General features: G+C 51.4%; 9 protein-coding genes, 1 tRNA gene and 1 rRNA gene. 4 read left to right on the top strand and 7 right to left on the bottom strand.

What is annotated here, in order from left to right; genetic code table 11:
* Positions 1–128: 128 nt before the first annotated feature.
* Together adiA and melR are read right to left on the bottom strand one after the other, a co-directional pair.
* Positions 129–2,396: an arginine decarboxylase gene (gene adiA, locus AC3ITF_RS20385; RefSeq protein WP_115259660.1), complete on the bottom strand. Its 2,268-nt coding sequence runs from the start codon at positions 2,394–2,396 to the stop codon at positions 129–131.
* 199 nt (positions 2,397–2,595) lie between these two features.
* On the bottom strand, positions 2,596–3,528 hold the full coding sequence (melR, locus tag AC3ITF_RS20380; RefSeq protein WP_117343567.1) for a transcriptional regulator MelR: 933 nt from the start codon (positions 3,526–3,528) through the stop codon (positions 2,596–2,598).
* A gap of 268 nt (positions 3,529–3,796) precedes the next feature.
* On the opposite strand from melR, the gene melA reads away from it, so the two are divergent.
* Positions 3,797–5,152, top strand: coding sequence for an alpha-galactosidase (gene melA, locus AC3ITF_RS20375; RefSeq protein WP_115259658.1), 1,356 nt, complete (start codon positions 3,797–3,799; stop codon positions 5,150–5,152).
* 91 nt (positions 5,153–5,243) lie between these two features.
* Positions 5,244–6,674 (top strand): melibiose:sodium transporter MelB, encoded by a 1,431-nt coding sequence (melB, locus tag AC3ITF_RS20370; RefSeq protein ID WP_489175975.1) that lies wholly within the window; start codon positions 5,244–5,246, stop codon positions 6,672–6,674.
* A 36-nt stretch (positions 6,675–6,710) separates the two neighbouring features.
* On the opposite strand, the gene AC3ITF_RS20365 is transcribed toward melB, so the two are convergent.
* From AC3ITF_RS20365 to AC3ITF_RS20345, 5 genes are all read right to left on the bottom strand, one after another.
* Complete coding sequence (locus tag AC3ITF_RS20365) at positions 6,711–7,343, bottom strand: DUF2238 domain-containing protein (RefSeq protein ID WP_153880548.1); 633 nt, start codon at positions 7,341–7,343, stop codon at positions 6,711–6,713.
* A gap of 160 nt (positions 7,344–7,503) precedes the next feature.
* The gene (gene fumA / locus AC3ITF_RS20360) at positions 7,504–9,150 is read right to left on the bottom strand and encodes a class I fumarate hydratase FumA (RefSeq protein WP_181218268.1); all 1,647 of its coding nucleotides are present in this window, start codon (positions 9,148–9,150) and stop codon (positions 7,504–7,506) included.
* 95 nt (positions 9,151–9,245) lie between these two features.
* Positions 9,246–10,586, bottom strand: a complete 1,341-nt coding sequence (dcuB, locus tag AC3ITF_RS20355; protein ID WP_096758637.1) for an anaerobic C4-dicarboxylate transporter DcuB — start codon at positions 10,584–10,586, stop codon at positions 9,246–9,248.
* A gap of 751 nt (positions 10,587–11,337) precedes the next feature.
* Positions 11,338–12,057: a two-component system response regulator DcuR gene (gene dcuR, locus AC3ITF_RS20350; protein WP_096758636.1), complete on the bottom strand. Its 720-nt coding sequence runs from the start codon at positions 12,055–12,057 to the stop codon at positions 11,338–11,340.
* Positions 12,054–13,685 (bottom strand): sensor histidine kinase, encoded by a 1,632-nt coding sequence (locus tag AC3ITF_RS20345; RefSeq protein ID WP_135912702.1) that lies wholly within the window; start codon positions 13,683–13,685, stop codon positions 12,054–12,056. Before AC3ITF_RS20345 ends, dcuR begins: the two co-directional genes overlap by 4 nt.
* Before the next feature lie 615 nt (positions 13,686–14,300).
* Between AC3ITF_RS20345 and AC3ITF_RS20340 the strand changes: the two genes are divergently transcribed.
* Together AC3ITF_RS20340 and AC3ITF_RS20335 are read left to right on the top strand one after the other, a co-directional pair.
* Positions 14,301–15,842: ribosomal RNA gene (locus tag AC3ITF_RS20340) — 16S ribosomal RNA — on the top strand.
* 88 nt (positions 15,843–15,930) lie between these two features.
* Positions 15,931–16,005, top strand: a tRNA-Glu gene (locus tag AC3ITF_RS20335).

The raw sequence follows: 16,005 nt of genomic DNA, 5'->3' as shown, positions 1-16,005 counted from the left end.
CTGCATAAAAAAAGCGCGGGGTGGCCCCGCGCAAAAGGTATGACAATGTTATTGTTTTGCAGCAATACTCAGGAATTACTCAAGCATGACATGTCTACCTTAAACATCGGACTATCTATAAAGCGACATTATGCTTTCACGCACATGACGTGATACATGCCGTCGATAATTTCCGTTCCTTCGGTTTCATGTTCAAAGCCAGGGAAGTTATGGTCCCAGGATTGCAACGAACGCAGGTAACTTATCTGTGGGCTATTGGCATCGCCAAAGTTTTCCCCGGACAGCAGCATCGGGATTCCCGGTGGGTAAGGGATAACGGAATTGGCGGCAATACGGCCCGGCAGATTTTCGATGGCTACCATCTCAACGTTGTCGCTCACGATCGCGTTATAGGCTTCGCGCGGGGTGATTTCAGCGACAGGCAGGCCGGAATAGGCCGCATTGAGGCGGCTACCTGGGTTATTTTCTTTCAGCCAGGCGAACATGGTGTCGCCCAGATCGTGAATGCCCATGTTGGCGTAAGTGTCAGGATGTTCCTCTACCAGTTCCGGCATCACCTGTGACAGCGGGGTATTGGTATCGTAATGGTGCTTGAAGGAACACAGCGTGTTGATAAGCGTGCCCCATTTCCCGCGGGTGATCCCCATTGAGAACAGGAACATAATCTGGAAGTCGGTGGTGCGGGTCGGTACGATACCGTGACGTCCAAGCCAGGCGGTGACCAGCGCGGCCGGCACGCCATTTTCTTCCAGCTCGCCGTCGTCGCCCATTCCCGGTGCCAGAATGCTGACCTTAATCGGGTCCAGCATGCTCCAGTTATCCGGCAGGTCTTTAAAGCCGTGCCAGGATTCACCCGGGCGCATCACCCAGCAATTCTGGTCGGTGGTCAGCAGTTGGGTCGGTGCATCCGCGAAGTCGTAGGTTTCGCCGGTTTGTGGATCGGTGACCACCTCTTTGTTCCACGGTTTGAAGAACCAGTCGCCCTCGGCGGTGAATTCTTTGTATAACCGTGCCATTGCCTGGCGGAAATCAACCGCTTCGTCGATCACTTCCTGAGTGAGCGACAGGCCGCTATTACCGTCCATCATTGAGACCGCCACGTCGTTTGAGGCGCAGATGGCATACAGCGGTGAGGTGGTGGCGTGCATCATATACGCCTGGTTAAAGCGGGAGAAATTCACCGCTCCACGGCCTTCACGCACGTGGATGTAAGAGGCCTGTGACAGCGCATTCAGCAGTTTGTGGGTGGAGTGCGTGGCAAATACGGTGGGGCCGTTATGGTCGCCTGGCTCTCCACGCATGGCGTAGTGGTCGTTGTAAATCGGGTTGAAGCGCGCATAACCGTACCAGGCTTCATCGAAGTGTATACGATCGCTGGTTTGTGCCAGCAGGTCTTGCGCTTCTTTCGCGTTGTAGCAGACGCCGTCGTAGGTACAGTTAGTGACCACGCTGTAAGATGGCTTTTGCCCGGCTTTACCTTGCGTCAGCGGGCTTTCGCTGATTTTTTTCTGCAACGTTTCCGGCTGCATTTCCTGCGGGTAGATAGGCCCGATAATGCCGTAACGGTTACGGCTTGGCACCATATACACCGGTTTTGCCCCGGTGAGGATCAGCCCCTGCTCGATCGATTTATGGCAGTTTCGGTCCAGAACGACCACGTCGTTGTCGGTCATGCAGGCCTGCATGATGGTGCGGTTAGAGCCGGATGTGCCGACCACTACGGACCACGAACGGTCAGCGCCAAAGACGCGGGCGGCATATTTTTCACTCTCGCCAAATGCGCCGGTGTGGTCAAGCAGTGAGCCGAGAGAGGCGCGTTCGATACCCATATCGCTACGGAACAGATTTTCACCGTAGTAATCATGGTAGAAACGACCCGCAGGGGTTTTGGTAAATCCGACGCCGCCCTGGTGGCCTGGTGCGGCCCAGGAATATTCATGGATGTCGCCGTATTTCATCAATGCGCTGAACAGTGGCGGCAGAAGCTGCTGGCGATAACGGGTCATTGCCGCAACGGCGCGCCCGGCGATAAAGTCGGCAGTATCTTCCAGAATCCAGGCGAATTCATCGACAAGCTCCAGCAGATCGCGATCCAGCGATGCGGTAGCTTTTTCCCGATCGCCCAGCAGGAAAACGGGAACATTTTGCTGGCGTTCGTGAAGCTTGCCGATCAATTGCCTGACGTTGAGGTGTTCGTCCTGTTGTTCCATTTGGTAGCTGAACATCAGGCAGTCAATGGCCTCATTGGCGGCCAGGATGGCGTAACCATCATCGAATGATGTGGACTTAATGACGGTCACATTTTGCCGACTCAGGGCGTCCGCCAGACGTTCGACCGCGTGGCCGACCCAGGTGTCCTGATGCAGAAATTCGCTTTCAACAATTAATACTTTCATCGTCTGTTTCCCGTAGTGGAGGATGTGTGACGAGGGCAAGTATTTACCTGATAAATACGGGAGTAAAGGGGGCGAAAATTAGGCGATTTTGTGTTTTTATTTTTTAAAAACAAATGGTTGATTGGTGCATTTGGCGATTTTTCCCCGTCGTTTATCGACAGGGGAATTATTTTTTTGGCTGATAGTGATATTGCCGGGGTCAGAGGGCTGAGGACTGTCGTCTTTGCTGACTCAGTTTGCGGTATTGCTGTGGTGACATGCCGACAAATTTGTTGAAGGTGTCGTAAAAGCGGCTGCTGGAGCGGAATCCGGCGGTCAGCGCCACGTCCAGAATTGTTTTATCGGTATCGCTTAGCAGCGCGCGGACGTGGTTGATCCGCATCGCGGTAATGTACTGCTTCATGGTGAGCTGCATTACGCGCTGGAAAATTCCCATCGCATAGTTGGCATTGAGCTTCACATGCTCCGCGACGTCGTTAATGGTGAGCGCCTGATCGTAGTTGTCGGCAATAAAGCTCAGCATCTGGCTGACGTAAAACTGAGCGTGTCGGGAAACGCTGTTTTTGTGCGTGCGCGAGGTTTTATTGACCAGAATTGGCTGCCAGCCCGACAGGCTAAAGCGCTTAAGCATCAGACCAATTTCGTCGATCGCCAACTGGCGAATTTGTTCGTTCGGGCTGTTCACCTCTTGCTGCCAGCGCTGAACTTCAAAGGTGCTGAGCTGTTGCGTCGCCAGTGATTTAATGACCATGCCATGCGTGACGTGGTTGATCAGTTCGCGATCCAGCGGCCAGGAGAGAAACAGGTGCATCGGTAAATTGAAAATCGCCATCTGCTGGCAGGTACCCGGACGGGTGAGCTGGTGCGGCGTACAGGCCCAGAATAATGTGATATGTCCCTGTTTTATCTGCACCACTTCGTTATTGATAACATACTCAACGTCGCCATCGAACGGTACATTCACTTCCACCTGGCCGTGCCAGTGACTGGAGTCCATGGCATGCGGCGGGCGCAGCTCGATATCCATGCGTTGATACTCTGAGTACAGCGTCAGCGGGCTGCGGGTCTGCTGTTCATCGCTACTGCACATGTGTGGATCGGGAGGGAGAAGCGGTATCGGTAACGTCGTCATGGTCACTCCATTTCCTGAATGCTCAGAATCATGCCATTTGTATACAGATAAGACTGCGAATTGGGACGCAAATTGAGTCATTAGACCTCAGCATAGTAGAGTTTTTGGGCCACATACTCTGCTTTTCGGCTAATTTAATCCCATTAACTCAGATTCTGCGTGGGCAGAAAGGTGATCTGAGTTTTTGGGAATGCTCATTACAGAAGCCGGAGGCTTTCATCGCCATCGCGTGCCATCCTGACGATGACCAACAACGTTCTGGAGAGTGATGATGTCTGCACCCAAAATTACCTTTATCGGCGCCGGTTCCACGATTTTCGTCAAAAATATTCTCGGGGATGTCTTTCACCGCGATGCACTGAAATCTGCGCATATTGCCTTAATGGATATCGATCCCACACGCCTTGAAGAATCGCATATTGTGGTGCGCAAACTGATGGATTCAGCGGGCGCATCCGGTCACATTACCTGCCATACCGATCGGAAAGCGGCGTTGCAGGATGCCGATTTTGTGGTTGTCGCCTTCCAGATTGGCGGCTATGAGCCGTGTACCGTCACTGATTTTGACGTGTGTAAACGTCATGGTCTGGAACAAACCATTGCCGATACGCTGGGGCCGGGCGGCATTATGCGCGCGCTGCGCACCATCCCGCATTTATGGCAGATTTGTGAAGACATGACCGAAGTTTGCCCGCATGCCACGATGCTTAACTACGTCAATCCGATGGCGATGAACACCTGGGCTATGTATGCACGGTATCCGCAGATTAAACAGGTTGGGCTGTGCCACTCTGTTCAGGGGACGGCGGAGGAGTTGGCGCGTGATTTGAATATCGATCCCGCCACGTTGCGCTACCGTAGCGCCGGGATCAACCATATGGCGTTTTACCTGGAGCTGGAACGAAAAACAGCAGAGGGCAGCTATGTGGATTTGTACCCGGAACTGCTGGCTGCTTATGAAGCCGGTCAGGCGCCGAAGCCTAACATTCACGGGAATAGCCGCTGCCAGAACATCGTGCGGTATGAGATGTTCAAAAAACTGGGGTACTTCGTTACTGAGTCTTCAGAACATTTTGCTGAATATACGCCGTGGTTTATTAAGCCGGGACGTGAAGACCTGATTGAGCGCTACAAGGTGCCGCTGGATGAATACCCGAAACGTTGCGTGGAACAACTGGCGAACTGGCATAAAGAGCTGGAGGAGTACAAAACGGCGGCGCGGATTGATATTAAACCGTCGCGGGAATATGCCAGCACGATCATGAATGCCATCTGGACCGGTGAGCCGAGTGTGATTTATGGCAATGTGCGTAATGACGGCCTGATCGATAACCTGCCACAGGGCTGCTGTGTGGAAGTGGCGTGTCTGGTTGATGCCAATGGCATTCAACCGACGAAGGTGGGCACTCTCCCATCGCATCTGGCGGCAATGATGCAAACCAATATCAATGTGCAGACCCTGCTGACCGAAGCCATCCTGACGGAAAACCGCGATCGGGTGTATCACGCGGCAATGATGGACCCCCATACCGCGGCAGTATTGGGCATTGAGGAGATTTATGCGCTGGTGGACGACCTGATCGCTTCACATGGCGACTGGTTACCGGCCTGGTTACATCGATAAGCCCCTTGCGCGCCGGCAGCATGTCCGGCGCCCGACGTCTCACGTTTCCTATTACAGAAGGCGGGCGCTGGTAACAGTGACCCGATACCCTATGAGCATATCTCTGACAACAAAACTCAGTTATGGATTTGGAGCGTTTGGTAAGGATTTCGCTATTGGTATTGTGTACATGTACCTGATGTATTACTACACCGATGTGGTGGGATTATCAGTGGGACTGGTCGGGACATTGTTCCTGGCGGCAAGGATTTGGGATGCGATTAACGATCCGATCATGGGCTGGATTGTTAACGCCACCCGCTCACGCTGGGGAAAGTTTAAACCCTGGATTCTACTCGGCACCCTGGCGAACTCGCTGGTGCTGTTCTTGCTATTTAGCGCCCATCTGTTCGAAGGGACAACGCAGGTTGTCTTTGTATGTGTCACCTACATTCTGTGGGGGATGACCTACACCATTATGGATATTCCCTTCTGGTCGCTGGTGCCGACCATTACGCTAGATAAACGCGAACGTGAGCAACTGGTGCCGTTTCCCCGCTTTTTCGCCAGCTTGTCCGGGTTTGTGACCGCCGGGGTAACGTTGCCCTTTGTCAGCTATGTTGGCGGGGCCGATCGCGGATTTGGTTTCCAGATGTTTACGCTGGTGCTGATCGCATTCTTTATCGTGTCGACATTCGTGACGCTACGTAATGTGCATGAGGTGTATTCGTCGGACAGCGATGCAACAGCCGACAGCAGTCGCCTGAGTTTGAAAGCGATCGTCGGGCTTATCTATAAAAACGACCAGCTTTCCTGCTTGCTGGGCATGGCGCTGGCCTACAATATCGCGGCCAATATTATTGCGGGTTTTGCTATTTACTATTTTACCTACGTAATTGGCGATGCGGCCCTCTTCCCGTACTACATGTCCTACGCCGGTGCGGCTAATCTGCTGACGCTGATCCTTTTTCCTCGACTGGTGAAAGCGTTGTCCCGGCGGATCTTATGGGCTGGGGCATCGATAATGCCGGTACTTAGCTGCGGCGTGCTGTTGGCGATGGCATTAGCGGGTTTTCATAATACCCTGCTGATTGTGATTGCCGGGGTTTTACTGAACATTGGTTCGGCGCTTTTCTGGGTGCTGCAGGTCATTATGGTCGCGGACACCGTCGATTACGGTGAATACAAGCTCAATGTACGTTGTGAAAGCATTGCCTATTCGGTACAAACCATGGTGGTCAAAGGGGGATCAGCGTTTGCTGCTTTCTTTATTGCGCTGGTGCTCGGGATAATTGGCTATCTGCCGAACGTTGAGCAGTCTGCCGAAACCATCGTGGGTATGCAATTCATTATGATAGCGCTACCGGCCCTCTTTTTTATGGTCACGCTAATCCTCTACTTCCGTTTCTACCGACTGAACGGCGATACGCTGCGCCGGATCCAGATCCACTTGTTGGATAAGTACCGCAAGGTGCCTTCGGTGGATGAGCAACTGGATATACCGGTGGTTGCGGTAGCAACCGCCAGTGAAGCTAAGGCGTAACGTACAGGCCGGATTAGCGTCAGCGACATCCGGCAATCAGTTCACGGTGATTAACCCATAGCGGCGCAACTGCCGACAATGAACCCGCGCCAGCAGTATCACCGTGGTTAATGCGCCGAGCAGGGCGCAGAACATATCTGACTGGGTATCCCACGGATCGCCCTGCGTGCCAAGGAAATCATCTGCACCTTGACCCATCGCCAGCGCCGCCCACCATTCAATCAGTTCATAGGTGGCGCTGATCGCCAGCGCGACACAGCAGACTAAAAACGCCAACATCTTACGCCCACGGACAATATTGCCGCGTACTAAAATCTCTCTGGCCGTCAGGGCAGGTACCAGCCCCTGGAAGAAGTGGCCCAGCTTGTCATAAGGGTTGCGGCTCAGATTCAGCCACTCCTGAACATCAAAGCCAATCGGCACCTTAGCGTAGGTGTACATACCGCCCACCATCAGAATGATGGCATGCAAGAATATCAGCGTGTAGAGCAGCGGCGTCAGCGGGTAGCGCTTAACGGTCACCAGCAGCAACGGGACGACAATAATGACCGGCGTGACTTCCATCAGCCAGGTGATTTTTTCTGTGGCGCAGAAGCCGGTGTAGGCAAGAATGAGCGCCAGCACCAGTGCGCCAGTATTCAGCATCGAAGTATTCAGTGTGCGGATCATGATGATTTAGCGAGTAGTCGAAAAGGCTACTATTTATCGGGCGTGATAAAAATTCAATACCCGTTATTGAGGGGGGAGAGTGGCCCGGGGGGATCACCGGGCTGTCCTCAACGGTTGGGTGTCCAACGATTGGGAGCAGTCCGGTGCCGGGCCAGATAGGTTACTTCGCGCAGTTAGCGCATTGCTTGCTGACAATTTGCTGGAAGAAATCGTTGCCTTTGTCATCGACCAGGATGAAGGCCGGGAAATCTTCAACTTCGATTTTCCAAATAGCTTCCATACCCAGTTCCGGATACTCCACGCATTCCAGATGCTTAATGCTCTGCTGCGCCAGTACTGCCGCCGGACCGCCGATGCTGCCTAAGTAGAAGCCGCCGTGTTTATGGCAGGCGTCGGTCACCTGCTGGCTGCGGTTCCCTTTCGCCAGCATGATCATGCTGCCGCCGTGGGATTGCAGCAGATCAACGTAGGAGTCCATACGACCCGCGGTGGTTGGGCCTAAGGAGCCTGATGGATAACCCGCTGGTGTTTTTGCCGGACCCGCGTAGTAGATCGGGTGATCTTTCACGTACTGCGGCAGACCTTCACCGGAATCAATACGCTCTTTCAGCTTCGCATGGGCAATGTCGCGACCCACAATGATGGTGCCGCTTAACGACAGGCGCGTAGATACCGGGTATTGAGAAAGCTGGGCGAGGATCTCTTTCATCGGGCGGTTCAGGTCAACCTTAACCGCTTCACCTTCACCAGCCTGACGCAGCGATTCAGGAATGTACTGGGCTGGATTATGCTCCAGTTTTTCAATCCAGATACCGTCGCGATTAATTTTGGCCTTGATGTTACGGTCGGCAGAGCAGGATACACCCATGCCTACCGGGCAAGATGCACCGTGGCGAGGCAAGCGGATCACGCGGATATCGTGTGCGAAGTATTTGCCGCCAAACTGTGCGCCGAGACCCAGTTTCTGTGCTTCTTCAAGCAGTTCTTGTTCCAGTTGAACGTCACGGAACGCCTGACCATGGACATTACCTTCGGTCGGCAGCGCGTCGTAGTAGTGCGTGCTGGCCAGTTTCACCGTTTTGAGGGTGCTTTCTGCTGAGGTGCCGCCAATGACAAAGGCGATGTGGTAAGGCGGGCAGGCCGCCGTACCCAGCGTGCGCATCTTATCAACCAGGTAATTTTTCAGCTTGCCGGGGGTCAGCAGTGCTTTCGTTTCCTGATAGAGGTACGTTTTGTTTGCTGAGCCGCCGCCTTTGGCCACACACAGGAATTTGTATTCGTCACCATCCACGCTGTACAGGTCGATTTGCGCGGGCAGGTTCGTCCCGGTATTGACCTCTTTGTACATATCCAGTGCGGCGTTTTGTGAATAGCGTAGGTTATCTTCAATGTAGGTATTAAAGACACCTTTGGAGAGCGCGGCTTCGTCCCCGCCACCGGTCCAGACGCGTTGGCCTTTTTTACCCATGATAATAGCCGTGCCGGTATCCTGACAGGTTGGCAGCACGCCTTTGGCGGCGATTTCAGAGTTTCTCAGGAATTGCAGCGCCACGTACTTATCGTTTTCGCTGGCTTCTGGATCGTGAAGAATGGAGGCGACTTGCTGCTGGTGTTCCGGGCGGAGCATGAAGGAGGCATCGTGGAAGGCTTGCTGGGCCAGGAGCGTCAGTGCTTCTGGTTCTACCTTGAGGATTGTCTCGCCTTCAAACTCGCCGACGCTGACGTGATCGGATGTCAGCAGATAGTACTCAGTTTTGTCTTCCCCCAGCGGGAAAGGCGCCTGGTAAGTGAATTCAACTTTTGACATTTGCTTCCAGCCTTTTCTTTTTTATCAGAAACGTAAATTGTTCTGCATCTTATGAGTAGCGTGCCGTACAAAAGTGGACGGCACGCGAAGTGTGATTACAGGAAACCGTACATTGCAGCGAACACCCAGCCAAATACACAGGATACGCTTACGCCGATCAAACCAGGCAGAATGAAGCTGTGGTTAATGACGAAGCGGCCAATGCGGGTGGTGCCGGAACGGTCAAACTGAATGGCCGCCAGATCGCTTGGGTAGGTCGGCAGAATGTAGTAACCGTAGCATGCCGGAGCAGAGGCAACGATGTACGCTGGATCAACGCCGATAGCCAGCGCGACCGGCACGATAGCCGCCAGCGCCGCAGCCTGGGAGTTTACAAACTTGGAGACCAACAGCAGGACAACCGCATAGGCCCACGGATATTCTTTCACCATCTCGCCCAGTACGCCCTGAATTTCAGACATATGTGCGCCGAACATGGTTTCCGCCATCCAGGCAATACCGTACACCGCTACAATCGCGATCATACCTGAACGGAAGACTTCATTTTTAGAGATAGATGCGGGGTTGGTTTTGGTCAGGATGATAATCAGTGCGCCAGTCAGCAGCATGAACATCTGGATAACCAGAACCATTGACAGCGGTTTGCCACCAAAAGAAGGACGCAGTTCAGATACCGCACCCAGGACGGCAACGACAGCGATAGCGGCCAGGAAGATCCACATTGCCAGCCAGTTGCTCTTAGGCAGTTTTTTGTCTAACAGCGTAGCGGTGTCGCCATAGACATAGTGGTGGTTTTCAGGAACGGAAATGAACTTCTGAAAATCTTCGTCTTTGTCCAGATCTTTACCACGGAACCAGCTGAAGATACCGATCGCCAGAATACCCAGCAGGGTAGAGGGGATGGTGATAGCGAGCAGGTCGAGGAATTCGAGGTGCTTGCCTTCAAACGTTACGTTACCCAGCATCGCGACCAGTGACACGACGGCCACGGAAACCGGGCTGGCAATGATACCCATCTGCGCACCGATAGAACTCGCCGCCATCGGACGTTCCGGGCGAATATTGTTCTTAATCGCAACGTCATAGATGATAGGCAGAATGGTGTACACCACGTGACCTGTACCACACAGGATAGTCAGGGTGCAGGTGACAAACGGTGCCACGATGGAAACGTATTTTGGGTTACGACGCAGCAGCTTTTCAGCAATTTGCAGCATAACATCAAGACCGCCGGAGGCCTGCAAAGTTGCGGAAGCAGCGACCACGGCAATAATGACCAGCATAACGTCTACTGGCGGTTTACCCGGCTGGAGATGGAACACGAAAACCAGAATGACCAGACCGATACCGCCTAACAAACCCAGTGCGATACCGCCCTTTCTGGCACCATAAAACAAACATATTAATATTATAAGAAGCTGTATACTAAATAACATTTTATTTACCCTCGCAAAAAACTCAGTCAATTTTTGATAAATGGATCTGTGCCACACTCTTTTATGCTGTAATAAGCATCAGAAAGCGGTCAATATTCGGTATGTCCGTATTTGTGATTAATGTTCAAATATCTTTCTAGAAAATTTTTAAACGTTATTGGAAATATTTAACTTTTTTTCTGTGACTTTGTTCTGAGGAGAGAATCCTCAGGCGATGGGAAGCAGAGCATGTTATGAAGAGCATTGGCTGATGTTGTAGTGTAGGTACGTTGTCCCGGTTAACCGGAAACTTATCGTCAGCTTTACGTATTCTACTATTACGTGAACCACCGGCAGGATAGGTGAGTGTATTATTTATGTGATCACGCTCACGCCAATTCATGATGCTATGAGGTTGGCGAACGGATTCTTTTATTTGCTCACAAAAATGTACGGTGTCCATAGTACGTAGCATGTTCTCCATTGCTACCGATATAGATTTTTATGTCTGGTTAAAATCAGACTAATCCTTTAGGGGTAAAAATACACATTCTGCGAGTTAGATAATACTTAATTAACTTTTGTTAGTGATTTTGAAATTAAAAACAGTGTGATGTTTGTCAATAATAAAATAGAGCGTTAACATGTTGGATACAATTATATTTGATCTAACGCAAATTCAGTATTTTGCTGTCTAAGACAGCAGTAGGGGGATTTTTCATTATTTTAATAACTGTTACTTTTATATAACGAATAATCCCCGTAATGCTGTTTATTGGCAGTATTGTTTTAGCAGCGAATAATGCTCAGCCTGAACGCGATAACGATACACCGGTCTGCCAGTCACGCCGTAATGAATGCTGGTAAATAAGATATGACAATTGACCAGCCAGATGAGGTACTTGCGACAGGACACACGCGAGATATTGACTTCGTTCGCCAACTCATCAGTAGAGAACTCTTGATCCTGGTGCTCATCAATCCACTGGCACAAGGTACGTAACGTTTGAGGCGTTAATCCTTTGGGTAAGCGACGTGTTTCCTGCTCGGTAGAGGAACTGCCGTGAATCAACTGATCAAGCTCCGACTGTTCATAGTACTGATGTTTTTCCATCTCCGTCTTTTTATGCAGCCAGCCGGTAAGCGCTTCTTCAAAACGGGAAGCCTGAAAAGGTTTTATCAGATAATCGACGACCCCGTAGTGGAGCGAGTCCTTAATGGTGGTAGCATCGGCGGCGGAAGAGATGACAATGACGTCACATTTGCAGCCTTCGCTATGCAGAACGGGCAGCAGATCCAGACCGTTCTCTTTTTGCATATAAATGTCTAACAAAATCAGGTCGATATGATGTTCGCCATGAAAAAGTATTTCTTTGGCTTTCTCCAGCGTAGACGCTGTCCCACAGCAATGAAAACCGGAGAGCTGCGCCACATATCGGCGATTTAACTCCGCTACCATTGCGTCGTCATCGACAATTAAGACATTGATCATCTGCTGGCCCTCTCACCATTCCACGGTAACTGTACAAAAAATTGGGTGAAGATCCCAGGTTCAGATTCGACGGCGATATTGCCGCCAACACTTTCAACCTGCTGTTTAACAAGCGCTAAACCAACGCCCCGTTCGCTTCCTTTTGACGAGACGCCTTTCTCAAATATGTGGTCAATGCGATCGGGAGCGATCCCCGGACCATCGTCATTAACTTCACAATGTAACCAGCCGTGTCGATAGTGTAAGGATACGCTGATCTCACCACCGGCTTCTTGACCTAACGCTTCCAGTGCGTTTTCAATCAAATTCCCCAGAACGGTAATCAGCACGGTCACTTGATCTTCATTGCTGTTTTCCGGTAATTGACTTTCATTACTAATGACAAGGGTATGGCCTAAATCGGATGTGCGATTAATCTTACTGAGTAAAAATCCCGCGATAACCGGGGACTTTATTTTTCCCAGCAATGAGCCGATTTCTTCCTGATAGTTGTTGGCTGTCTTAATTATATAAGTTTCCAACTGCTTATAACTTTTCAGATGCAATAATCCCAGAATCACGTGCAACTTATTCATGAATTCGTGGGATCGTTCACGAAGTGCATCGGCATAGTTGACCATACCATCCAGGCGTTGCATTAGTTTACGGACTTCCGTCTTATCCCTGAACGTTGAAATAGCACCGATGATTTTACCGTTGCTGATGACCGGCACAGTGTTGATCAGCAGTAGCCGGTCTTTCACGGTGATTTCTTCATCGCGCCGTGGTGTTCCATCACGTAAGACTTCAGAAAAATCGACCACCTGTGACCAGGCATGACTGAGCGTGGAGAGTTGTGCATCGTCTTGTGACTTGCGGTAATCCAGCAGTTCCTGGGCCGCCTGGTTTATCAGCGTGACTTCACCACTGTCGTCAACGGCAATTACGCCTTCCTTTATAGAGTGCAGCATCGCCTGGCGCTGTTCAAACAGGTTGGAGATTTCATAGGGTTCGAGGCCAAACAGAATACGTTTGAGCACCTTGACCAACACCCAGGTACCCAACAAGCCAACCAGAACACCAAATAAGACGGACCAGAAGATACTGTCGCGACTGTTATTAATCTGTTCAGTGACTCTGCTGAGCTCAAGGCCAATCGACACGACGCCAATTTGGCGGTGGTTTTCGTCATAGATGGGGGTAAACACACGCAGTGCTTTAGCCAGAAAGCCACGATTAATTGCGACGTTTTCTTTCCCTTCCAGGGCCAACAAAATATCGTCGCCTTTAAACCGCTGGCCGATTCGCTGGGCCTCGGGATGTGAATAACGGATGCTTTGCATATTCGTGACGACGATGAACAGGAAGTCGTTGCTTTTATTCACCGCCTGGGCAATCTCTTGAATGCCACTTTCTTGAGGCGCTTTCTGCAGACCCTGGCGGATCTCCGGGGAGTCAGCCAGCGTTCGGGCCACTGCAAGGGCTTTGTCCGCTAAGGCATCGCGCGTCATATTGCTAATTTGTGAGAAGTAAATCAGATGAACGACGAGCAGCACGGAGAAAAGTACAGCACTGACCATGAGGATCACGGTGGTGCCGAGCTTCATCGGGCGTTTGCGTATAGCAGTACGTTGCAGAGCGTTTCTCATCACGGTCCTGGAATGACTGATTGTGTGGTTATTATCACCTGATGGGATACGTAATTCAAAGATGGTAGGGGATTATGGGGCTACTGCCGTTTGCTCTCCTTATATATAGAGTAGAAAACGGGTATGCGTTGGTTTCTTCTCTATAGGATAGGGAATTCCAGGTCGATTTCCATGGGATTCCGTAATATGAGGTTAGAGATTCTGACGGCTTTGTGGATAACTCTGTGTGTAAATGGGTATAAGGCGGGGTTTTGCTGTGGAATGCAGCAGTCAGTCATTTTTCTGTAATTTAAGGGTTGCGGGCGCCAGAGAACTCCCTATAATGCGCCTCCATCGACACGGCGGATGTGAATCACTTCACACAAACAGCCGGTTCGGTTGAAGAGAAAAACCTGAAAATAAACGGTTGACTCTGAAAGAGGAAAGCGTAACATACGCCACCTCGCAACAGTGAGCGAAAGCCGTGTTGCACTGCTCTTTAACAATTTATCAGACAATCTGTGTGGGCACTCGAAGATACGGATTCTTAAACGTCGCAAGACGAAAAATGAATACCAAGTCTCTGAGTGAACATACGTAATTCATTACGAAGTTTAATTCACGAGCATCAAACTTAAATTGAAGAGTTTGATCATGGCTCAGATTGAACGCTGGCGGCAGGCCTAACACATGCAAGTCGAACGGTAGCACAGAGGAGCTTGCTCCTTGGGTGACGAGTGGCGGACGGGTGAGTAATGTCTGGGAAACTGCCCGATGGAGGGGGATAACTACTGGAAACGGTAGCTAATACCGCATAACGTCGCAAGACCAAAGAGGGGGACCTTCGGGCCTCTTGCCATCGGATGTGCCCAGATGGGATTAGCTAGTAGGTGGGGTAACGGCTCACCTAGGCGACGATCCCTAGCTGGTCTGAGAGGATGACCAGCCACACTGGAACTGAGACACGGTCCAGACTCCTACGGGAGGCAGCAGTGGGGAATATTGCACAATGGGCGCAAGCCTGATGCAGCCATGCCGCGTGTATGAAGAAGGCCTTCGGGTTGTAAAGTACTTTCAGCGAGGAGGAAGGGGATGTGGTTAATAACCGCATTCATTGACGTTACTCGCAGAAGAAGCACCGGCTAACTCCGTGCCAGCAGCCGCGGTAATACGGAGGGTGCAAGCGTTAATCGGAATTACTGGGCGTAAAGCGCACGCAGGCGGTCTGTCAAGTCGGATGTGAAATCCCCGGGCTCAACCTGGGAACTGCATCCGAAACTGGCAGGCTAGAGTCTTGTAGAGGGGGGTAGAATTCCAGGTGTAGCGGTGAAATGCGTAGAGATCTGGAGGAATACCGGTGGCGAAGGCGGCCCCCTGGACAAAGACTGACGCTCAGGTGCGAAAGCGTGGGGAGCAAACAGGATTAGATACCCTGGTAGTCCACGCCGTAAACGATGTCGACTTGGAGGTTGTTCCCTTGAGGAGTGGCTTCCGGAGCTAACGCGTTAAGTCGACCGCCTGGGGAGTACGGCCGCAAGGTTAAAACTCAAATGAATTGACGGGGGCCCGCACAAGCGGTGGAGCATGTGGTTTAATTCGATGCAACGCGAAGAACCTTACCTACTCTTGACATCCAGAGAACTTAGCAGAGATGCTTTGGTGCCTTCGGGAACTCTGAGACAGGTGCTGCATGGCTGTCGTCAGCTCGTGTTGTGAAATGTTGGGTTAAGTCCCGCAACGAGCGCAACCCTTATCCTTTGTTGCCAGCGGTTCGGCCGGGAACTCAAAGGAGACTGCCAGTGATAAACTGGAGGAAGGTGGGGATGACGTCAAGTCATCATGGCCCTTACGAGTAGGGCTACACACGTGCTACAATGGCATATACAAAGAGAAGCGACCTCGCGAGAGCAAGCGGACCTCATAAAGTATGTCGTAGTCCGGATTGGAGTCTGCAACTCGACTCCATGAAGTCGGAATCGCTAGTAATCGTAGATCAGAATGCTACGGTGAATACGTTCCCGGGCCTTGTACACACCGCCCGTCACACCATGGGAGTGGGTTGCAAAAGAAGTAGGTAGCTTAACCTTCGGGAGGGCGCTTACCACTTTGTGATTCATGACTGGGGTGAAGTCGTAACAAGGTAACCGTAGGGGAACCTGCGGTTGGATCACCTCCTTACCTTAAAGAAACGTTCTTTGTAGTGCTCACACAGATTGTCTGATGAAAAGTAAAGAAGCAAGACGGCTGCGAAGTCGTGACACTCCGTGTCCCCTTCGTCTAGCGGTTAGGACTCCGCCCTTTCACGGCGGCAACAGGGGTTCGAATCCCCTAGGGGACGCCA

Source organism: Citrobacter sp. KH_055_1, assembly GCF_057838705.1.
Note: the sequence above shows the minus strand (reverse complement) of the source record. Positions and strands in the feature narration are given on the sequence as shown.